The sequence below is a fragment of the Sorangium sp. So ce1504 genome (assembly GCF_051521635.1).
In the GTDB taxonomy this organism is placed as follows: Bacteria; Myxococcota_A; Polyangia; order Polyangiales; family Polyangiaceae; genus Sorangium; species Sorangium cellulosum_B.
Window position 1 is genome coordinate 2,817,356 of record NZ_CP150365.1, and the last position, 20,728, is coordinate 2,838,083.

Annotated in this window: 17 protein-coding genes; 7 read left to right on the forward strand and 10 right to left on the reverse strand. The window is 72.6% G+C overall.

Features of this window, described 5'->3' with window-relative positions; all coding sequences use genetic code 11:
- Nucleotides 1–6 precede the first annotated feature (6 nt).
- Nucleotides 7–1,113: a DUF6599 family protein gene (locus WMF39_RS10925; RefSeq protein ID WP_437745471.1), complete on the forward strand. Its 1,107-nt coding sequence runs from the start codon at nt 7–9 to the stop codon at nt 1,111–1,113.
- 72 nt (nt 1,114–1,185) lie between these two features.
- On the opposite strand, the gene WMF39_RS10930 is transcribed toward WMF39_RS10925, so the two are convergent.
- The 4 genes from WMF39_RS10930 to WMF39_RS10945 form a co-directional block, all read right to left on the reverse strand.
- Nucleotides 1,186–1,908, reverse strand: coding sequence for a peptidylprolyl isomerase (locus tag WMF39_RS10930; protein ID WP_437745472.1), 723 nt, complete (start codon nt 1,906–1,908; stop codon nt 1,186–1,188).
- A gap of 51 nt (nt 1,909–1,959) precedes the next feature.
- Entirely contained in the window at nt 1,960–2,808 is an 849-nt protein-coding gene (locus tag WMF39_RS10935) for a MaoC/PaaZ C-terminal domain-containing protein (RefSeq protein WP_437745473.1), read from the reverse strand.
- Nucleotides 2,809–2,937: 129 nt separating this feature from the next.
- Complete coding sequence (locus WMF39_RS10940) at nt 2,938–3,756, reverse strand: hypothetical protein (protein WP_437745474.1); 819 nt, start codon at nt 3,754–3,756, stop codon at nt 2,938–2,940.
- Between the two features lie 34 nt (nt 3,757–3,790).
- The gene (locus tag WMF39_RS10945) at nt 3,791–6,127 is read right to left on the reverse strand and encodes a serine/threonine-protein kinase (protein WP_437745475.1); all 2,337 of its coding nucleotides are present in this window, start codon (nt 6,125–6,127) and stop codon (nt 3,791–3,793) included.
- A 125-nt stretch (nt 6,128–6,252) separates the two neighbouring features.
- Here WMF39_RS10945 and WMF39_RS10950 point away from each other — a divergent pair, with 125 nt between their 5' ends.
- Together WMF39_RS10950 and scpB are read left to right on the forward strand one after the other, a co-directional pair.
- Nucleotides 6,253–7,983 (forward strand): segregation/condensation protein A, encoded by a 1,731-nt coding sequence (locus WMF39_RS10950; RefSeq protein ID WP_437745476.1) that lies wholly within the window; start codon nt 6,253–6,255, stop codon nt 7,981–7,983.
- A complete protein-coding gene (gene scpB, locus WMF39_RS10955; protein ID WP_437745477.1) occupies nt 7,970–9,568 on the forward strand; it encodes an SMC-Scp complex subunit ScpB in 1,599 nt (532 codons plus the stop codon). Before WMF39_RS10950 ends, scpB begins: the two co-directional genes overlap by 14 nt.
- Before the next feature lie 42 nt (nt 9,569–9,610).
- On the opposite strand, the gene WMF39_RS10960 is transcribed toward scpB, so the two are convergent.
- The gene (locus WMF39_RS10960; protein ID WP_437745478.1) at nt 9,611–9,955 is read right to left on the reverse strand and encodes a helix-turn-helix domain-containing protein; all 345 of its coding nucleotides are present in this window, start codon (nt 9,953–9,955) and stop codon (nt 9,611–9,613) included.
- Nucleotides 9,956–10,033: 78 nt separating this feature from the next.
- Between WMF39_RS10960 and WMF39_RS10965 the strand changes: the two genes are divergently transcribed.
- Together WMF39_RS10965 and WMF39_RS10970 are read left to right on the forward strand one after the other, a co-directional pair.
- Nucleotides 10,034–11,638, forward strand: a complete 1,605-nt coding sequence (locus WMF39_RS10965) for a lamin tail domain-containing protein (RefSeq protein ID WP_437745479.1) — start codon at nt 10,034–10,036, stop codon at nt 11,636–11,638.
- Nucleotides 11,639–11,837: 199 nt separating this feature from the next.
- On the forward strand, nt 11,838–12,467 hold the full coding sequence (locus WMF39_RS10970) for a helix-turn-helix domain-containing protein (RefSeq protein ID WP_437534721.1): 630 nt from the start codon (nt 11,838–11,840) through the stop codon (nt 12,465–12,467).
- A gap of 240 nt (nt 12,468–12,707) precedes the next feature.
- On the opposite strand, the gene WMF39_RS10975 is transcribed toward WMF39_RS10970, so the two are convergent.
- Nucleotides 12,708–14,090 (reverse strand): TldD/PmbA family protein, encoded by a 1,383-nt coding sequence (locus WMF39_RS10975; protein ID WP_437745480.1) that lies wholly within the window; start codon nt 14,088–14,090, stop codon nt 12,708–12,710.
- Between the two features lie 104 nt (nt 14,091–14,194).
- On the reverse strand, nt 14,195–14,947 hold the full coding sequence (locus tag WMF39_RS10980) for a hypothetical protein (protein ID WP_437745481.1): 753 nt from the start codon (nt 14,945–14,947) through the stop codon (nt 14,195–14,197).
- Nucleotides 14,948–15,112: 165 nt separating this feature from the next.
- On the opposite strand from WMF39_RS10980, the gene larB reads away from it, so the two are divergent.
- Entirely contained in the window at nt 15,113–15,865 is a 753-nt protein-coding gene (larB, locus tag WMF39_RS10985) for a nickel pincer cofactor biosynthesis protein LarB (RefSeq protein ID WP_437745482.1), read from the forward strand.
- A 67-nt stretch (nt 15,866–15,932) separates the two neighbouring features.
- Nucleotides 15,933–17,321 carry a nickel pincer cofactor biosynthesis protein LarC gene (gene larC, locus WMF39_RS10990; RefSeq protein ID WP_437745483.1) on the forward strand — a complete coding sequence of 463 codons (1,389 nt, stop codon included), beginning with the start codon at nt 15,933–15,935 and terminating at the stop codon, nt 17,319–17,321.
- Between the two features lie 73 nt (nt 17,322–17,394).
- On the opposite strand, the gene trxA is transcribed toward larC, so the two are convergent.
- The 3 genes from trxA to WMF39_RS11005 form a co-directional block, all read right to left on the reverse strand.
- Entirely contained in the window at nt 17,395–18,036 is a 642-nt protein-coding gene (trxA, locus tag WMF39_RS10995; RefSeq protein ID WP_437745484.1) for a thioredoxin, read from the reverse strand.
- Nucleotides 18,037–18,199: 163 nt separating this feature from the next.
- Nucleotides 18,200–19,192 (reverse strand): ABC transporter permease, encoded by a 993-nt coding sequence (locus WMF39_RS11000; RefSeq protein WP_437745485.1) that lies wholly within the window; start codon nt 19,190–19,192, stop codon nt 18,200–18,202.
- Nucleotides 19,189–20,718, reverse strand: a complete 1,530-nt coding sequence (locus tag WMF39_RS11005) for an ABC transporter permease subunit (RefSeq protein ID WP_437745486.1) — start codon at nt 20,716–20,718, stop codon at nt 19,189–19,191. Before WMF39_RS11005 ends, WMF39_RS11000 begins: the two co-directional genes overlap by 4 nt.
- Nucleotides 20,719–20,728 lie beyond the last annotated feature (10 nt).

Genomic DNA, 20,728 nt, shown 5'->3' on the forward strand with positions numbered 1-20,728 from the left:
AGGCCGTTGCGCTCCCGTGCGTGGCGCTGCGCGCTGCTCGCCGGCGCGCTCGTGGCCGCGCTGTCTTCGGGCTGCAGCAAGAAGGAAGAGCCCCTCGGCGCGCCGCCGCCGCCTCCGCCGGCCGCGAAGCCGGCCGCCTGCGCTGGCGGCGGAGGGACGATCAGCGACGCGGCGAGCGCGCCGTTCTTCCCGCGCACGACGGGCGGGTTCTGCCTCGACCCGAACGGCGGGGAGAAGACGTTCGGAGAATCGGCGCCCCTGCCGCTCGACAGCATCTGCGACATGTTCGACGGGGAGTGCGAGATCTACAAGGGATTCGGCGTGCGGCGGGTGGTCGAGGCGCGGTACGTGAGCGGCGAGGGCGGCTCCGCGACCGTCGACGTCCACCTCTCGAAATTCGGATCCACGGAGGGCGCTTACGGGATGTTCACGAAGCGCACCGTGGGCGACGGTGACCCCGCCGACGAGGCGACGCCCCGCGCGATCGAGGGGGGCGGCGCGGCCGCGATGGGGGTCGGGAACGCGTACCTCTGGCGCGGACAGTACCTCGCCGAGATCACCTACAACGACGAGGCGCTGGCCGAGGCGGCGCTCAAGTCGTCGAGCGAGAAGGTCCTGCCCGGGCTCGTGAAGGAGATGGGCGCGAAGCTGCCCGGCGAGCCGTCGCTGCCGCCTGCCGCGGCGGCGCTGCCCAGGGACAACATGATCCAGCTCGGGATCCGCTACGAGACCAAGGACGTGCTCGGGGTGGATGGCGCTGGGCCCGGCGCGTTCGGCTACTACAAGGAGGTCGACAAGCGCTATCGGGTGGTCGCGGTCGTGCGCGACGACGTCGACCAGGCCAAGGACGTGGTGTCGACGCTGGCGAAGCTGCCGGGCGCGGCCAGGGAGAAGGGCATCGGCGACGGCTCGGTGCGCCTCATGAACAAGGACGGCGAGGGCTCCGCGACCGAGTGGGTTTTCGCGCGCGCCGACAAGACCGTCTACGGCATCGGCGACGAGGCCCGCGTGCTCCGCAACGGCATGACGGCCGACGAGCACGCCAAGCTGACGCTGACCAAGGAAGAGAAGACGGCGAGGCTGAAGAAGCTCGTCACCGCGCCGGCGCGCTGACCGCAGCGGGAGGGGTCGAGCCGCCCGGGGCTCGCGACGCTGCGGCGCCGCGGCCCCGGCGGCGCCGCGCGCTCACTGCGTGCGGAGGATGACGTGGTAGCCGAACGCCGTCTCGACGAGGTCGCTCACCTGGCCGACCTTGATCTTCTCGAGGCCCGCCTGGAACTCCGGGACCATCGCGCCCTTCGGGAACTTGCCGAGGTCCCCGCCGCGCCTGTCCGCCCCCGGCTCGTCCGAGTACTCCTTCACGACGTCCGCGAACTTGCTCGGATCGGCCTTGGCCTTCGTCATGGCCTCGGTCGCGCGGGCCTTGGCTTCGTCCTTCGTGCGCTCGATGGTCGGGGGCGCTCGGCGGCTCCCCTTGTACATGACGAGCAGGTGCTTCGCGCCGAACATCTCCCTCGGCGCCTGCGCCGACTGCGCCGGGCGGGGCGTGGGAGCGGGCGGCGGAGCGGCGGCGGTCGCGTGCTCGTGCTCGTCGGGCTCCGGGGCGACGGGGGCCGCGAGGCGGGCGAGCGGCGTCTTGTTGAACATGCCGAAGAAGCCGAGGAGCCCGATCAGCACGAGCGCGCTGAGCACGGCGTGCGGCGCCCACCAGTACGGATCTTCCGGCTCGGCGCCGTCGTCCTCAGCGTCGTCGTCGTCGTGCGCGTGGCCGTGGCCGTGGCCACGGCCGCGGACCGCGGTGGCCTTCGCCTCTTCCTCCTCGCCGTCGTCGTTGCCTTCGTCGGTCGACCCGGCCTCGTCGAGGTCCTCGTCGTCCTTGGCCCTGTCCTTCTCGCTCGTCTTGCTCATAACGCTTCCCTGATCCGGGCCTCGGCCCTTAGCACGCGACCACGCCGGCCGTCAGCCGATCTCCGCCCACGCGCTCGTGAGCACCGGATCGGGGCGATCCTTGACAGAGGTGACCACCGCGACCTTGCCGCCGGCCAGCGCCCAGCCCCGCGTGATGAGGGTATCGCCCGGCCACACCGGCTTGCGGAACTGCGCGCCGTACGCCCGCAGCCGGCTCGCGTCGCCGCCCGCCGCCTTCTGGATGATCGCGCGCGCCGCGAAGCCGTACGTGCAGAGGCCATGCAGGATGGGGCCCTGCGTGAAGCTCGCCTTCGCAGCGACCTCCGGATCGGCGTGCAGCGGGTTCTCGTCGCCCGAGAGCCGGTAAAGCAGCGCCTGCTCGGGCGCCGTCGCCTGCTCGACGACCCAGTCGGGCTCGCGGTCCTTCGGCACGGGGGCCTCCGACTCGGCGTGCGGCGGGCGCGGCCCGCCGAAGCCACCGACGCCGCGCACGATGATCGACCACACGGTGTCGAAGAGCGGCTCGTCGTTGAGCGTGGTCTTCGTCTCGACGATCACCTGCGCGAACTTCTTGAGGTCGTAGATGGCCGCCAGCGTGGCGGTCGTGAACAGCGTCCCGCTCGTCGGGAGCGGGCGGTGCACCCGGAGCGTCTGCCCTCCGTGGACGATGAGCGCCAGCTCGGCCCCGGCCACCTCGAGCGCCTCGAACACGGTCCCCTGGGAGGGGATCACGCCGAACGTGGGGTAGACCTTCATGCCTCCCGGCGTGCCCTCGTACAGGTACTCGAGCTCCTCGCGCTTGGCGCCGATCCCGAGCGCGTAGGTGGCCAGGGTCTTCCAGTTGAAGGTGAACGCGCTGGGCTGGGTCGTGTAGCCGACCTTCGAGAGATTCAGCGGCATCGGGGGCTCCTCGCAGGATGGAAACGGCCGGGCAGGCGTACCGACCTGGCGATGTCGCGTCAACTGCCGCCCGCCGAGCGGAGCGCGGCGTCAGGGCGTGAGGCGCCGCAGGCGGCGCCTGGCGCGGCGTCAGAGCGCGAGGCGGTACGCGATCAGGACGCCGATGTTGAACATGTCGACGCGCTCGGAGAGCGAGGCGAGATCGCCGGTCGGGGAGACCTTGCGCTGCTCGGGGAGGAACCAGCTCGAGTAGCGGATGTGGCTCCCGACGCTCCAGTTGTCGGCGAAGGCCCAGTCGCCGCCGATCGCGAGCCCCGCGGCGACACCTTCGGTGCCGATCGTCGCCGCCCTGGGCCCGACATACGCCGTGTCCGAGTACGGGTTGCGATCGGCCTCGACCGACCACGAGTCGTTGACGATGACGCCGCCGACCGTCACGCCGGCCCACCACTCCGAGCTGCGGATGCGGAGGGCGTAGTAGCGAAACAGCCCGTCGAGCATGAAGTAGCTGCGCGCGTGATCGCGCTCGAGGCCGCGCGCGCCGCGCGCGGCGTCGGAGGTCAGCGTCGCCGCCCAGAAGATGCCTGCGCCGAAGCCGATGTCGCGCCAGCGGTAGAGGTTGTGGATGCCGAGGGAGACGCTCGTCTCGCCCTGCTCGCAGGCGCCCGGAGACAGCGAAACGGGGCAGACGTCGGCGCCCGGGAGCGTCATCACGCCGCTGCTCACCTCCACCATGGTGTAGGGGAAACCACGCTCGCGCGCGGCGACCGCGCGGCGGGCGGCCCTGCTCTCGTCGGCCCGGCCGGGGGCGGAGATCAGGAGCGCGGCGAGCGCGGCGGCGCATGCGGCGCCGAGCGCGCGCGCGCTCGGCGATCGCGCGCTGCCACGCCCCGCCGGCGCTGCCCGGCCGCCCTGCCCGGCGCGGGCGTTGGCGGGCGCTTGCGACATCGGGTACCGGCCGGCTGGACTCACCTTCTCTGGATTATAACCAAGGACCCGTCGACGAGGGGAGCGGCGAGGCGGCGTCCGTGGGCAGCGGCGGCGGCGAGGGCGGGAGGACCGGCGCAGGTGCGGCGCTGGCCGGCGGCGAGGCGGCGCCTGTGCTGTCGGGCGAACCCGCGCCGCCCGGCGCCGGGGGCGGGGCCGGCGCGCCCCGGGGGACGGGCGCCGGCGGCTGGCCCTGGGGAGCGCCGCGGACCTCGGCCGGCGCGGGGCGGCGCGGCGCAGGCCTGCGGTCGGCGCCTGTGGCCTGCGGCCCCGCGCTCTGCGGGGCGACCTGAGGGGGCGGCGCCGGGGCGGCGCCCGGCGGGCCGCCGGAGAGCTCGGCGACGAGGTGCTGGGCGGTGGTGAGCGCCGGCTGCAGCTCGAGCGCGAGCTTCGCGAGCCGGATGGCGCCGGCCCTGTCGCCGGCATATTTCCGCCCGAGGGCGTCGGCGACGATGCGCTCGGACGACTCGCGGCGGAGCTCGGCGAGGCGCGCGTCTCCTGGCCACCGCGCGACCGCCTGCGAGACGATCTCCTTGACGTTCTCGCGGGGCGGGGTGTCCCAGGCGTGCCTGCCCATGCAGTCGCGCGCGCGCTCGATGTGTGCTTCGAGGGTGTCGCGCGCGGCCGGCCCCCCGAAGGCGCCGAGGTGCCGCCCGCCGAGGAACACGACGAACGCCACCGCGCTGGCGCACGCGAGCAGGGCGGTCGCGCGCGCGATCATCGCCCGGCGGGGGAGCGGCCGCGCCGCGGACTCGACGCCTTGCATGGTCGACGGGACAGGCGCAGCGTCGCGCATGGGATCGATGCCGAGGCCGATCGCCGTGCGCGCGGGCTCGTCCGCCGCGCCGCCGTGGCGAGCGGCGCTCCACGATGCGCGCGCTCCGGCGTCGAGCCGCTCCACCGGTTCGGCGAACGCGCCGCCGAACCGCGCGCCGCTCGAAGGCCGCTCGGCCTGGGACGGCGCTGCGAGCGGCGTGGTCCAGGAGGGCGCCGAGCTCATCGAGCTGGACGAAGCGCGCTCGACGCCGCTCGAGGAGGAGCGCTCCTCCTCGCGGCGGCGCGACGCGGGGTCGCTCTCGCGGCGGTGCGACGCGGGGTCGCTGTAGCGCGCTGCCTCGCCCCCCGGGAGGCGGGGATCGAGGTCGCCGATGTGGGCGCTCTCGAGCGTCGGCGCGGCGATGCCGCCGATCTGGGCGGCGAGCGCGGGGGAGAGATCGAGCGATTTGGTGCGCGACTTCGAGGCCAGCTTCATGACCGCGCTGGCGCGCAGGAGCCCGGGCTGGGCGGCGATCTCATCGGGGTCGAGGCCGCTCGCCCGGACGGCGAGGGCGAGGTCGCGGCCGAGGGCGCGCGCGTCGGGGGCCCGGTCCGACGGCTTCTTGGCGAGGTTCTGCATCACGATCCGCGCGATGGGCTCGGGCACGTAGCTGGAGCGCGCGATGCTGCGCAGGTCCGCCGGCGGGGCGTGCGTGTGCTGGACCAGGAGCGCGACGGGCGAGTCGCCCTCGAACGGGGCGCGCCCCGCGAGGCACTGGTACAGCATCGTCGCGATGGAGTAGACGTCCGCCGGCGGACCGACCCGTTGCCCTTCGGCGCCTTCGGGCGAGATGTACTTGGCGGTGCCGAAGATGAGCCCCGCCTGGGTGGTCATCGCTTTGTCGGCCCAGTCGAGGCGGGCGATGCCGAAGTCGAGCACCTTCACGTAATCCGGGTCCTCGCCGCGGCGGACGAGCATGATGTTCTCGGGCTTGAGATCCCGGTGGACGATCCCCTGCGCGTGCGCCTCGCCGACGGCGTCGCACACCTGGAGGGCGATGTGGAGCGCCCTCGGGAGCGGCAGCGCCTCGCTCTCGCCGCCTGCCCCTGCCGCGGCGAGCGCGGAGAGCAGCGAGATGCCGTCGAGGTGCTCCATGACGAGGTAGAGCTCCCCGCCGATCCGGGGGTCGGCCGCGGGGGGCACGCTCCCGGTCATGAGGACCTGGACGACGTTCGGGTGGACGAGCCGGCTCGAGATCTTGGCCTCGCGGTGGAAGCGGCTCACGAGCTCGGCGTTGCTGCTGAGCTCGCGGTGGAGGATCTTCACGGCCACGTCGCGCTCGATCCCGGCCTGGAAAGCGCGGTAGACGCGGCCCATCGAGCCGATGCCGATGAGGTGGCGGGTCTGGATCTGCCCCCCGAGCGTGATGCCCACGTACGGGTCGCGCTCCGCGGCGCCGAACGTGGGGCTCTTGCGCGAGCTCGCGAGCGGGGTGCCGTCGCGCGGGCAGTAGAGGACGCCCGCGTCGTAGCGCTCGCCGCACGAGGGGCAGCTCTTCGCGGGGGACGGCTCCATCGACGGCGCTGATCCTAGCACCGCTCCCGCCATAAATTCTCGGACGCAGCGGCGTTTCGGCGCGCCGCGGCGCCCGAGGACGCTCGGACGTGGACCGACCGGCGCCTTGCGACTACGGTCGCGGCGTGAGCGGCTCCAAGGCGGGTGCAGCACGGGCGCGCAGCGGGAAAGGGCGCGGCAACGCGGGTGCCACCCCTGCGCCCGCCGCGCGCCAGGCCGCCGCCTCGCTGGCCCGGGAGGCCGCCTCGCCGCCCCGGGAGGTCGCCTCGCCGGCGGCCGATGCAGGGCCGCGCGAGGGCGAGTACGTCGTCACGCTTCCCACGTTCGAGGGGCCGCTCGACCTGCTGCTGCACCTCATCCAGCAGCACGAGCTCGACATCCTCGACATCCCCGTGAGCTTCGTCACGGAAAAATACCTCGAGTACCTGAAGATCATGCGCTCGCTCTCGATCGACCTCGCGAGCGAGTACCTCGTGATGGCGGCGACGCTGACGCACATCAAGTCGAAGATGCTCCTGCCGAGCGTGCCTGCGGGGCAGGACGACGACGGGATGCCGGGTGAGGAGGAGGATCCGCGGGAGGAGCTCGTCCGGCGGCTTTTGGAGTACCAGAAGTACAAGGTCGCCGCGGCCGACCTGGCCGAGCGCGGGACGCTCGGGCGCGACGTGTTCACGCGCGGCATGAGCGAGAGCGAGGTGCCGAAGGGCCCGGCTCCGTTCGCGCAGACGGCCATCTTCAGCCTGCTGGACGCGTTCGAGCGCGTGCTGAAGCGGACGAACGTCCAGATTGATCATGAGGTCGTCTTCGATCGCATCAGCATCACGGATCGCATCGTCGAGCTCACGGAGAAGCTCTCCGCGCGGCGCGCCATGCGGTTCGAGGATCTGCTGCTCGACAGCGTCTCGAAGGGGGGAGTGATCCCTCGCTTCGAGGTCGTCATCACGTTCCTGGCCGTGCTCGAGATGTGCAAGCTGAGGCTCATCCGGGTCCATCAGACGGACTCGCTGGCGCCCATTCACATCCAGCTCGCGGTCGCCGATGGCGCGCCGGTGACGGATGACGGATTCGAGGACGGCGCGCCGGTGGCGGAGCGGATCGAGACAGCGGGGAGCGAGGAGGCAGGAGTACCGCCTGCTGCTGCCGAGGGCGAGATCGCGGAGGCCGTCGAGGTGGGGCGAAGCGAGCCGGCTGGGCCGGAGCTCGTCGAGCCGGTCGAGCAGGCGCGCGGAGAACTGTCGGAAGCGGAGCTCGCGGGGGCGCCGAGCGGCGCACCGGAGCGCCTGGAGCCGGCCGAGCCTGTGGAGCAGGTGGAGGACGTCAGCGTCGAGGCGGCAGAACCGGAGCCCGCGGAAGCAGCGGAGGCGTCGAGCAGCGAACTGGCGTGGTCGGAGCCGGCCGAGCCTGTGGAGCAGGTGGAGGACGTCAGCGTCGCGGAGGCAGAACCGGAGCCCGCGGAAGCAGCGGAGGCGTCGAGCAGCGAACTGGCGTGGTCGGAGCTGGTCGAGCCCGTGGAAGAGAGGAACGTCGAGGCGAGTGACGCGGACCTGGCGGAGCCCGTGGAGCCACCGACCGGCGAACCGACGGACCCGGAGCTGGCCGAGCCAGCTGAGGAATCGAGCGGCGAAGCGTCGGGGACGGAGCTTCCTGGGACGGCGGAGGAGACGAGCCGTGCGCACGACGTCGCAGGGGGCGAGCCTGCGGTGGACGCGGCGGAAGCCGATGCCGGTCCGGCTCCTGAAGAGGCGGAGCGCGATGCGGTTGTGGGCCCGAACGCGCACTCGACCGTAGAGGACTTCGCAGCGCCGCCGACAGAGGTGGATGAAGTAGACGCAGGGAGTGGCCGTGACGGTGGCTGATGCCGCGGCGAAGCGGCGGCGCATAGCGAAGACGACGACAGGACAGGGCGCCTCGGCGCGGCTGAGGGCAGCGGCGCACGCATGGCTCGGCGAAGCGAAGCGGCCGAGGGGCGGGAAGAAGGAGCCGCGTGCGCCGAAGACGGCAGGGCAGGGCACGCCGGCCAAGGCAGGCGCACAGGCCACGCCGGCGCGGCTGAGGGCAGCGGCGCACGCATGGCTCGGCGAAGCGAAGCGGCCGAGGGGCGGGAAGAAGGAGCCGCGTGCGCCGAAGACGGCAGGGCAGGGCACGCCGGCCAAGGCGAGCGCGCAGACCACGCCCGCGCGGCTGAGGGCAGCGGCGCACGCGTGGCTCGGCGGAACGAAGAAGCCGAGGGGCGCGAAGAAGGAGCCGCGCGCGCCGAAAGGGACACGGCAAGATCCGGTCGCTCGCTTCCGCGCTGGCGCATGGGACCAGCTCGGTCATCCGGCGCGCCGCGCCGACGTTCCTGTCCGGAGCGCAACCACGGCGCCCGGGCTCTCTGCCGTCGCGCGCAAGCACCTGAAGGGCGTGTTGGAAGCGCTCATCTTCGTGGCGGAGCGACCGGTGCCGGCCCGTGATCTCGCGCGTTCGGCGAACGCAGAGCACCGCGTCGTGCGAGAGTTGCTGGCCGAGCTCGTCGCGGAGTACGACGGACGAGGATTTCGTCTGGACGAGGTCGCCGGAGGGTACGTCTTTCGAACGAGCCCTGCATTTGCGCCCTTCGTTCGCGAGGTGACAGAGCAGAAGCCGGTCAAGATGTCTCGCGCCCAGACGGAGACGCTCGCGATCGTCGCGTACCGGCAACCGATCACGAGGCCCGAGATCGACGAGATCCGCGGTGTGGATTCCGGCGCGGCGCTCAAGTCGCTCCTGGAGCGTGACCTCGTGAGGATCCTGGGCAAGAAGGACGAGCCTGGGCGTCCGATGCTGTACGGCACGACGGCGCAGTTCCTCGAGTTCTTCGGCCTGAAGGCGCTCGGCGAGCTGCCCACCCTGCGCGAGTTCACCGAGCTGACCGAGGAGTCGCGCCGTGCCTATGAGCGTGAGCTCGGTGAAGAGCCGCCCGAGACGGGGGTGGTGACATCGGGACAGGAGAGCTTCGCCGGCGCGGAGGGATCGCTCCGGACGAGCGTCGCCAGTGCGGGCGAGAACCTATCGGAAGACGTCGGCGCGTCGCCTGCTGCGCCGCGGGAGGGAGAGGTCGCGATGGAAGCAAGGGAAGACGAAGTGTCTGACGAGATCTCTGTCGTGGGAGCGGACGCAGCGCTTGGTGAGCCTGCTGAAAAGGACGCTTTCCAGCACGCCAACGACGTCGCGGAGGAACGGCGCGACGAGGATGACGAAGACGCCGAGGACGAAGACGCCGAGGACGACGAGGACGACGAGGACGGGGACGAGGACGACGACGAAGAAGAAGACGGGGACGAGGACGACGAAGAGGACGAGGACGAAGATGATGAGGACGACGAAGATGATGAGGACGAGGACGACGAAGAGGACGAGGACGAAGATGATGAGGACGACGAAGATGATGAGGACGAGGACGACGAAGAGGACGAGGACTGAACGTTCACCCTTGTCTGAACGTCCAGCGCGTCGCCCCGTCGCTCACGGCGGTGGAGCATCCGTCGGATCCGGATAGGCCTCGGCCAGCTTCGTTGCGGCGCTCCTCAGCTCGGGGTGGGCGAGGAGCTTGCGGAAGAGCCGCCAGAGCTCGGGATCGGCGAGCACCTGGAGCGGCGAGGTGGCGACCTGCCTCCTCTTCTTGCGGGGGATCGCCTCCGGACCTTTTCGTCGCAGCTCCTCCATCATTCCCACGAAGCGCTTCGTGGGAAAGAGATCTCCGTGCTCCCACGCGAGCACGGTCTCCTGCTCGATGCCCAGCGCTCCGGCGAGCTCGCGGGCCGTGCAGCCGAGCTCCTGTCGGAGCTTCTTGATGTCCTCGGGGGCCATGCGGGGCGAGGGTAGCGGCCTCGAAAAAAGAAAGCGACGTCGAGCAACCGGCAGCGAGCTCCCGCCGAACTCCGCGTCATGACCCATCGTTGCCCGATTCGCCCCTCGTGGACTCCCCGCGCGCTCCGCGCGCTGCCGCTCGCGCTCACGCCGCTCGTGGCCTCACCCCTGTCCTGCGCGCCGGAGCTCGTCGTTCCCCCGCAACTCGATGAAGGCGGTGACGAAGAGGACGCCGAGGTCGCCGGCCCCGCAGATCCGGGCCCCGAGCTCCAGATCGAGCCCGCCGCGCCGCTGGACGCCGCGCCTCCGGTGCTGCGGGCGCGCGTGCTCCTCCCCGGCGCCGCTCTCGGGAGCGTCGACCCCGCCCGTGCGCTGGTCGTCCGCGGCAAGCTCAGCGCGGCGCACCTCCGGCAGATAGAGCGAGGCGAGCTGTCGACGGCGCTGTCGGAGCGCGTCGTCCCCTCGATCGCCTGGCTGAACGGGACTCCCCCTGGCGACCTCTCGCTGACCGTGGCGCCGCTCGCCCCGCTCGCCCCCGGGGAGACCTACGCCATCGCGAGTGGCAGCCCTGTGTTCTCGCACCACATCCAGATCGCCACGGAGGGCTCGCCGCCCGTGCTCTCACGGCTCTGGCCGCCGCCCGACGCCGGCGCGACCCTCGGCCTGGGGGTGTGGTGCGGTGACGCTCCCCTCCCGGAGGTGATCGCCGCGGCGGCGCTCGTGCCTGGCGGACCGGCGGGCGAGCTGCGCCGCGGCGCCGTCGACGACATCGGCGCGCGCTGCCTGCGCTTCGAAGGGGAGCCAACCGCCACGGCGCCGCCCGAGGCCGACGGCATGCGCCTCGTGGGGCCTCCCGTCGCGCTCCCGGGCGAGCCGACAGCAGTGAGCCTCGATCCGCGTCCGTTCATGCTGGAATCGGATCCGCTTCCCGCCATCGCGGTGGCGTGTGCGCCGGACGAGCTCGCGCTCGGGCCGGGCTGTGCTCGGGTCGCCGACGATCGAATCCTCGTTCGTTCGGCGGATGCTCCGCTGCTCTGGGCGATCGCGGGCGCGGGGTTCGACGAAGTCCTCGCGCTACCGCCGGGCGAGCCGTTCGTCCTCGCTCCACTGCCGCCCTTGAGCCCCGTGGAGCTCGCCATTGCGACCGTCGACAACGCCGGGGTCGTGGAGCGCCGGACGTTCTCGGCCATGACGCTCGCGCCCATGCCCCATGTGATCATCAACGAGGTGCTGGCGAACCCCGTCGGGCCAGAGCCAGGGCAGGAGTGGGTCGAGCTCTACAATGACGGTGACGTCCCTGCTGAGCTCACAGGGGTTGTACTCGCCGATGTGGGTGGTGAGACCGAATTGCCCCCTATTTCGTTCATGCCCGGCGCGTATGCTCTGGTCGTCAACGAGGACTACGTTTCTGATGATGAGCTCGACCCTCCGCCTCCTCCCGAGACGCTTCTTCTCCGCGTCCCCAAACTTGGCAGCCACGGGCTGTCGAACTCGGGAGAACCGCTCAAATTGAAGGATCGAGGAGGTGCTGTCTTGTCCAGGTCGCCCGCCGCGCCCGTGCCAAAGCCGGGAATGAGCCTGGCCCGCGTCGCTCCGCGCGCTCCAGACGGCTCGGCTGGCTCCTTCACGACCAGCTGGCCGACGCCCGGTCGCGTGAACATAATGAACCAGGAGATCCCCTGAAGGATGGGGAGTTTGCCTCCGCGCGGGGCGAACTCGCCATGGGGCTGAGAAAATTCGAGCAAAGCGGGTGACGGACCCGTCTATGAGAGCTAGGTTTCAATCGAGTAGACAGACGGGTGGGGGGGCCGCCACCTGAGGAGACGCTGCCGCGCTGTGAACGCGAGCTGTGCGGCAGGTGCCTTTCGCGTGGAGTTCGGCGATGGCTGGTGTTCGTGAAAAGCTGTTGACGGCATCGGACCTCGCAGCCTTGTGCGAGGTCGACTTGAAGACAATCCATAACTGGGTAGATCGGGGGAGGATTGCCCATTTCCGTACGCCGGGGAGACACTTGCGCTTCAAGGCTGCGGACGTGGCCGAGTTCCTCCGTGCATGGGGCTATTCGGTGCCCAGGGAGCTCGCCAAGGCGACCTCCAAGTCGATGATGGCCATCGGCACCAAGGATACGATGGCCCACGTGGCGCGAGCCCTCGGGGAAGGCGTGCCCATTCGGCACGCGAGCCACCCGTATGACGCGCTGATCTTCGCGGGGGCGGACCCCGCGGACGTGTACATCGTCGACGTGCGGGCGGTGTCCAGCGACGTGGACGTCCCCTCCCTCTTCGAGGCGCTCCACCGAGCGAACTCGCAGGGGACCTTCGTCGCCTTGTCGGATGAGCCGATCAGCCTGCCGTCGTTCGTCGGCCGGATCGGCCGGAGCGACGCGCAGCAGCTGAAGGGCTTCCTCGTGCCCGAAGCGGCCGCGCAGACGGCGACGCCCCTCCAGGCGGCGAGCGGTCCGGCGTCGGAAGAGCCGCCGCGGAGCCTCGCCGCAGGCGGGTCCTCGCGCTGAGCCAGGGCCCCGGCCGTCCTACGCCCAGCAGAAGAGGCTGGGCTGGGACGGCCGGTCGCGCCCGAGGAGGCTCCGCCAGGAGCCGCAGCACTGCAGAGCGAGCCGCTGAGGTCAGAACCCCTCCTGCAGCACAACCCGGGGCCGGTTGATGGGTCGCTCGCAACCCCGCTGTCGAGTCCGCTTCGGAGTCTCCTGAAGGAAGACGCGCCCGAGGAGCATGGCTCCTCGGACGGAGGCGCTTCAGCTTCCAGCGATGGTCATGGAGGAGACCCGGAACGTCGGTGAGCACGTCGACGTCCGGAGATCCAGATCGTCCCCGACGGCGTCGATCCGCTGCAAGAGCTCGTCCAGGTTCAGTGAGATGGTTACCTCGCTCACCGGATAGGCGAGCTCTCCATTCTCGATCCAGAAGCCGGACGCACCCCGGGAAAAGTCGCCGGTCACGGCGTTGAAGCCGAAGCCCATCATCTCGGTGACGTACAGCCCGCGCGGCGTGGAACGCACGATCTCCGCCGCCGGCGTGGAGGTGGGCTGGAGGAGGAAGTTCGACGTGGACGGCCCGACGCCGCCGCCGGCGCCGCGCGAGGCGCTGGCGGTCGGCGGGCGCTTGAGCTTCCGGCCGCTGTAGCTGTCGCAGAGGTAGGTCTTCAGGATGCCTTGCTCGACCACGACGTTGCGCCGGGCGAGGAGGCCCTCGCCGTCGAACGGGCGCGAGCCGGGCGCGCGCGGGATCAGCGGGTCGTCGACGACCGTGATGAGATCGCTGGCGATGCGTGTCCCCTCGCGACCGACGAGGTAGCTCGACTTGCGCCAGATCGAGCTGCCCATGATGCAGGAGCCGAGCAACCCGAGCATCGACCGGGCGACGTCCGGGTCGAAGACGACGGGCGCCTCGCAGGTCGCCACCTTGCGGGCGCCGAGCTTGCGCAGCGTCCGGCGCGCCGCCTCGCGGCCCACGGCGTCCGGGGCGTCCAGGTCGGCGAGGTGGCGCCGGCCGGTGAAGTAGAAGCCGCGGCGCTTCTTGTCGCCGCTGTCGTCGGCGATCGGGGAGACCACGAGCTGCGCGTACGAGCCGGCGAAGCCGCCGCGGAAGCCGCCGGACAGGACGAGGGCGAAGGCGCCCGCGCTCCGCGAGAACGTCGCGCCCTCGCTGTTCGTGATCCGCGGGTCGGCGTCGCGCGCGGCCTGCTCGCCTCGGCGCGCGATGTCGATCGCCTGCGCGGCCGTGACCTCGCCGCCTGAGGGATCGTAGAGATCGAGCGCGGGGAACGGCCCCTTGGCGATGAGCTCCGGATCGGCGGGGCCGGCGAACGCGTCCTCCTGGGAGATGTCGGCGAGCTCGAGCGCGTCCGCCACGAAGCGATCGATGCCGCGGGGCGTGAGGTCGGACGTCGAGGTCAGCGCGACGCGCTGCTTCTTGATGATCCGCATGCCGAGGCCCTTGTGGACGGCCTCCTCGACGAGCTCGGGCTCGCCGAGGCGCACCTTGGTGGTGAGCTCGGAGCCGGAGCGGGCGATCGCCTCCGCGACGTCGGCGCCGCCCTTCCTGGCGCGCGTCACCACCTGCTCGGCGAGCTCCATCAGTTCCTCGACCTGCTGCTCCACGCGGGCTCGTTCGGACATGGGGCGACAGGGTGGTGGAGCGGGCTGGCTCCGTCAACGCGGTGGCGCGGTCGCCTCCCCGCGCGCACCAGGGGCGTCTCAGCCCCGCGCGCACGAGGGGCGTCTCAGCCCGGCCGGTTGGAGCGCCCGCCGCTGCCGACGCCGAGCCGCCGATGAGGGCGTGTCGAGGCGGGCCGGGGCGGAACGACCTCGGCCGCTGGCTCACTCGGGACGGCGCGGGGGCGCGCGCCGGGGGAGGGCTCGGCCTTCGGCGCGGCGCCCGCGGGCTCGCGCCGGAGCAGGGCGCTCACGGTGACCGCGAAGCCGGCGGCCAGCATGGTGTACATCCAGAGGAGCGCATAACCGAGCGGACCGCCGGCGACCGGGTGGACGCCGAAGTCGCCCTCGACCTGCCGGTAGGTGCCGTCGAGCGCGAGCCGCCGGGACAGGGCCAGGACGGCGACCAGGGCGATCGCCAGCGGAGCGCCGGCGAGGACGGCGAGCGCGTGGACCGCGCGCTGCGCGGTCCACCTGCCGCCAGCGCTCCCGGCGAAGCGATTCGCGGCCGCGAACCCGGCGGGCACCGAGGCGGCATTGACGAGGACGAGCACGAGGTCGACGGCGGACGGGATGCGGCGCGTGTCGACGAGGTACGCGAAGCTCCAGTCAGGGGCGAACACGAGGAAGTACGCGCAGACCGGCGCGAAGACGAGGCAGGCGAACAGGGAGACGAGCGCGAGCGGCCGAGCGCGCGCGCCCGGCGCAAGCCGAGGCTCCGACGCGCGCAGCGCGCCCAGGCGGTGAGGGGCTGCAGCGCTGAACCAGGCGAGCAGCGCACCGAGAGCAAAGCCGACGAGGGGAGCGACGAAGGCGGGCACGCGGCGCCGAAAGTAGTCCTGTCGCCCCCTCCTGAGCAAAGTGCCTGGACCTTTTCCTGACCAGGACGGCTCGAGCGGCCCACACCAGGGCTCTTCCGGGCGCGGCTGGGCAGGCTGGGCGGAACGTTTGCTCTGGGAACGCCGCCGCGCTAAGCGGCTGCGCACATGGAGCCGCGCCTCGTCCGGGAGATGCTTGAGCGCGTTCGGAGCGGCGAGCTTGCCGTCGAGGAGGCGCTCGATGCCCTCCGAGGGCTGCCTTTCCGGGACCTGGGCGTCGCGACCGTCGATCACCACCGCGCGCTCAGGCAGGGCGTCCCCGAGGTGATCTTCGGCGAAGGGAAGACACCCGAGCAGATCGCCCTGATCGCCGGGGAGATCTCGGGGGCGGGGCAGAACGTGCTCGTGACCCGGGTCGACGCCGCGAAGGGCGCGGCGGTCTCGGCCCTCTTGCCCGCGTTCCGTTATGTGCCCCTCGCGCGGACCGGCAGCATCGAGGTCGCGCCGCCGCCGAAGCGCGCCGCCGGGGCGGTCGCCGTCGTGACCGCGGGCACGAGCGATCTGCCGGTCGCCGAGGAGGCCATCGAGACGCTGCGCGCCGTGGGCCTCGAGGCGAAGCGGCTGTACGACGTGGGGGTCGCGGGGCTGCACCGCTTTCTCCATCGCGTCGAGGAGCTGCGCAAGGCGTCGGCCGTGATCGTGGTCGCGGGCATGGAAGGCGCGCTGCCGAGCGTGGTCGGCGGGCTCGTGGCGGCGCCGGTGATCGCGGTGCCGACGTCGGTCGGCTACGGCACTGCCCTGGGCGGCTTCACCGCGCTCTTCGCCATGCTCACGTCGTGCGCCTCCGGAGTCGCCGTGGTCAACATCGATAGCGGCTTCGGCGCGGCGATGGTGGTGCATCGCATGTTGCCGAAGGAGTAGCTCGGAACGAGCGCGACCGCGGGAGCGCCGCGCCGCGAAGGCGCCCGGGGAACGGAGAAGGCGAGAGATGGGACACGGGCACGATCACGACCACGCGCACGGAGACGAGCACCACCACGGGCACGCGCACGAGGGCCATCACGATCACGGGCACGCGCACGAGGGCCATCACGATCACGGGCACGCGCACGAGGGCCATCACGGGCACGCGCACGAGGGCCATCACGATCACGGGCACGCGCACGACCATCCGCGCGCGCCGCTCCTCGAGGAGGGCGCGGGCACGGGCAAGGTCCTGTTCTTCGACGCCTTCAGCGGGATCGCGGGCGACATGACCATCGCCGCGCTGCTCGATCTCGGGGTGCCCCTCCTCGTCATCGAGCGCGCCGTCGCCGCGCTGCCGCTCGATGGGTTCCACCTGCACCGCGGGCACGCCCATCGGAGCGGCATCGTGGCGACCTCGTTCGACGTGCACGTCGAGGCGCCGCAGCCGGAGCGCACCTACGGATCCATCGACGCCATGCTCGCCGCCGCGCCGCTCGATCCGCCCGTCGCCGCGCTGGCGCGCCGGATCTTCCGGCGCCTCGGCGAGGCGGAGGCCGCCGTGCACCGGATCCGCCTGGAAGACGTGCACTTCCACGAGGTCGGCGCCGTCGACGCGATCGTCGACATCGTGGGCTCCGCCGCCGCGATCGTGCACATCGGGGCGGAGGTCGTCGGATCGCCGCTGCCCATGGGGCGCGGGTTCGTGAAGGCGCGGCACGGGATCCTCCCGCTGCCGCCGCCCGCGGCGGTCGCGTGCCTCCGCGGCGTCCCGACCTACGGCGTCGAGCTCGACGCCGAGCTGGTCACGCCCACGGGCGCGGCCATCATCGCCACGCTGGCGACCCGGTTCGAGCGCTGGCCGACGTTCGCCCCCGATCGGATCGGCTTCGGCGCCGGTCAGCGCGAGCTGCCGGACCGCCCCAACCTGCTGCGGGTCGTGCTCGGGACGCGCACGGGCGGAGACGAGAGCCTCGGCAGCGCGTCGCACGTGATCGTCGAGGCGAACGTCGACGATCTGACGGGCGAGGTGGCAGGGCACGCGATCGAGGCGCTGTTCGCGGCGGGCGCGCTCGACGCCTGGGCGGCGCCGATCACGATGAAGAAAGGGCGCCCCGCCCTGACGATCGCGGCGCTCGCGGCCGCCCCCCAGGCCGACGCCGTCGCGACGGCGCTGCTCCGCGAGACGACCAGCATCGGGCTACGGAAGATCCCTGTCGCGCGCACCGAGCGGCCGCGGCGGATCACCACGGTGCAGACGGCGTACGGAGCCATCCGGGTGAAGATCAGCGAGGGGCCGTTCGGGCCGCCGCAGATCAAGCCGGAGTTCGACGATTGCGCCGCGGCGGCGAGGACGCACGGCGTGCCGGTGCGCGAGGTCGTCTCGGCGGCGCTGTCGGCCGCCAAGGGGTGACGCCGCGCCGCGCAGGGTGCAGCCGCGCGGCGCCGAGATCGCCGAGCGGCGCAGCGTCACCCTGCGGCAGCGGTCAGTCGGGGCGCTGGATCGGGAGCGCCTCGGCCTCCCACGAGAGAAAGCCGCCCTCGAGGAACGCGACGGGCACGCCCTCCTCGGCGAGCTTCGCGGCGACGTCCTTCGACCTGTCGCCGGAGCGGCAATAGAGGACCGGCGCGCCGGCCAGCATGTGGAGCTCGGCGAGCCGGCCCTCGATCTCCTCGATCGGGATGTGCACCGCGCCCGGGATGTGGGCGCGGCCGTAGGCGGGGCTCTCGCGCGTGTCCACGGGGACCACCTGGCCCTCCCGGATCAGCTGCGCCAGCTCGGCCGCCCGGATGGCGCCCTCGGCGCGCGGGAGGAACGGATCGAGCAGCTCGCGGAGCTGCTTTCGGTTGAGGACGCCCTGCTCGGCGGCCACCGGGCGGCCTCGATGAAAGACCATGAACGTCGGGACAGCCTGGATGCGCAGCGTGGTGGCGATGCGCTTCGACCGGTCGATGTCGACCTTGACCACCTTGGCCTTGCCTTCGAGCTCGCGCGCGATGGCGTCGACCTCCGGCGCGACCGTCTTGCACGGTCCGCACCAGGTGGCGGTGAAATCGATGAGCACGGGCAACTCGCTGCGGAGCACCTCGCGCTCGAACTCCTGCTCGTTGATCTCGGGAACGGCCATGGCGGGCGAATTCATAGCGGGCCTTTCCTGCGAGATCGAGCGGCGCGAGGGCTCCGCCGCCGAGATCGCGGAGATGAACGCGATTTCAGCGCAATTTCGGCGCGCGAGAGCGCTGCACGGCCGGCGGCTGTCCGCGGACGTGCGGCCCCCGCGTCGCGCCCCGTCAGCGCGGGACGCGCGCGCGCACCGTGCGTGTATCGATGGAGTCGCGCAGGGCGTCGGCGATGAGGTAAGAGCCGCCGACCGTCGCCAGGAGCAGCACGAAAGGGAAGACGAGCAGCCGGATCTCGCTCGGGTGCCGCGCCGCCTGGCCCAGCGTCTCCCCCCACGAGGCCACGCGCGCGGGCGCGCCCATCCCGAGGAACGAGATCGCCGCCTCGAGCAGGACGACGGACGCCACGCCGAGCACCGAGCTCACGATCACGGGGCCGAGCGCGTTCGGGAGGATGTGGCGGTAGAAGACGCGCAGCCGGGTGCTGCCGAGCGCGTGCGCGGCCGCCACGTACTCCTCGCTCGACGCGCGCAGCACCTCGGCGCGCACGAGGCGCGCGATCTCCGCCCAGCGGACGAAGGCGACCGCGAGCACCAGCGACAGCGCGGAGGGCTCGCGCTCGATCGCCCGCACGATGGCCACGACGAGGATCGCCGGGAAGGTGTCGACCGTCTCGACGAGGCGGACGAGGCCGTCGTTCCAGAAGCCGCGCAGCGTGCCCGCGAGCCCGCCGAGCACGACGCCGAGGAACATGCCCACGAGCACCGCGCTGAGCGACAGGCCGAGCGCCGTGCGCGCGCCGTAGATCAGCCGCGCGGCGAGATCGCGGCTCTCGAAGTCCGTGCCGAGCGGGTGGTCGAGGGACGGCGACGCGTTCGGGCCGGCGTCGGTGCGCTGCTCCGGGCCGTAACGGATGGGCGGCCAGATCGCGAAGCCCTCGAAGCGCACCCTGAGCTCGGCCTCGGTGAGCGACTCGAGCGCGGCGCCCTCGGTGACCGCGGGCAGGATCTCCGCGCGGCCCGGCCTGAAGCAGGCGATGGGCGCGGGGGCGGCGAGGAGCTCGGCGAAGATGGCGAGCAGGGCGAGGACGCCGAGCAGCACGGCGCCGATGGCGACGCGCTTGCTGCCCACCATCCGGCGGAGGAACGCGGTCGCGTGGGTCACGCCTCGCTCCTCCGCGAGAGCACCGCCGGGCCGAGCCGCGGATCGACGAGCACATAGGCGAGATCGGTCGCGATCACGCCGAGCGCGGCGATGGCCGCGGCGCCGATCGAGATGGCCATGAGCCAGCTCACGTCGCGCGCCTGCACGGCGAGGAGCGTGAGCTCGCCGAGCCCGTGGAGCTCGAAGACGCGCTCGACGACGAAGGCGCCGCCGAGCGCCATCGGCGGCTCGAGCATGGCGAGCGTCACGACCGGGAGCACGGCGTTGCGGAGCCCGTGGACGGCGATGGCGCGCGCGGCGCCGGCGCCGCGCGCCCGCGCGGCCCGGACGAAGTCCTGCGTCAGGACCGCGACGAGCGCGGCGCGCTGCTGCCGCGTCGGCGCGGCGACGAGCGAGAGCGCGATGATGCACGTCGGCAGGAGCAGGGACCGCGCGCCGCCCGAGAGGAGCGCGGCGGCCACGGCCACGACGGCGGTCGGGAGGACGGCGGCGGTGAGCACGGCGGCCGCGATCGCGGAGTCGCTCCGCCGGCCCTGCGAGGCCGCGCTGAGCGCGCCGAGCGGGATCGCCACGGCGTAGGCCAGCGCGATCGCCCCGAAGACGAGCGCGAGGGTGACGGGCGCGCGCCGCGCGAGCTCGTCGAGCACCGGCTCTCCGGTCGCCGCGACGCCGAGCCGGTGGGTGACCGCGCCGAGCGCCCACTTGCCGTAGCGGGTCTCGAGCACGGTCGCCGCGAGCTGCGCCGGGCCGGTGAACACCTCGAAGTCGCTGCGGTACACGTTCCAGAACGACTTCCACCGCGTGACGCACGCGCGGGCCTCCGCGAGGTCGTCGCCCGGGGCGATCCGGTCGTCGATCTCCGCGATGTGGGCCGCGACGTCGACGAGGGCGCGCGCCTGCTCGAGCGTCGCGGCGTCGCGCGGCGGCTGCAGCGCGGCGATCACCGCCTGCAGGGCGAACGTGTCGAGCTCCAGCAGCTCGGCGGCGCGCGACGCGGAGCCGTAGCGGACCAGGCGCCGCACGGCGCTCCGGACCGACGCGCTCCGGAACTCGATGCCGCGGTCGTCCCAGAAGCGCGTCCAGAACGCGACCGCGTGCGCCGGGTCCGCGGCGTCGTCGGCCCGCGGCAGGCCCATCCGCGCCGCGACGGGCGCGAGCGCGAGCGCGACGCGGGTGCGCGGCTCGGGCGCCAGCGCGTCGAGCGGCAGGATGTGCGGCAGCGCGGCGCCGCCGAGGCGCCGCAGCTCGTCGGCGGCGGCCGCCGCGTCGTCGCCGCCGGCCGCGATGGCCTGCGCGGCCGCGAGGGCGCGCAGGCGCACGTCGCGCGGCTCCAGGTTGATGAAGCGCGGCAGGTCGAGGAAGCGCTCCCGGCGCAGCCGCGCGAGCTCCGCGCTGGAGAGGGAGCTGGCGAGGAGCGGATCGTCCGTCGGATCGGGGACGAAGGAGAGCACGAAGAAGGTCAGCAGCGAGACGCCGACGAGGGTCGGCAGCGTCCAGAGGAGCCTGCGGAGCGCGTGGCGGAGCATCTCTCTCGGC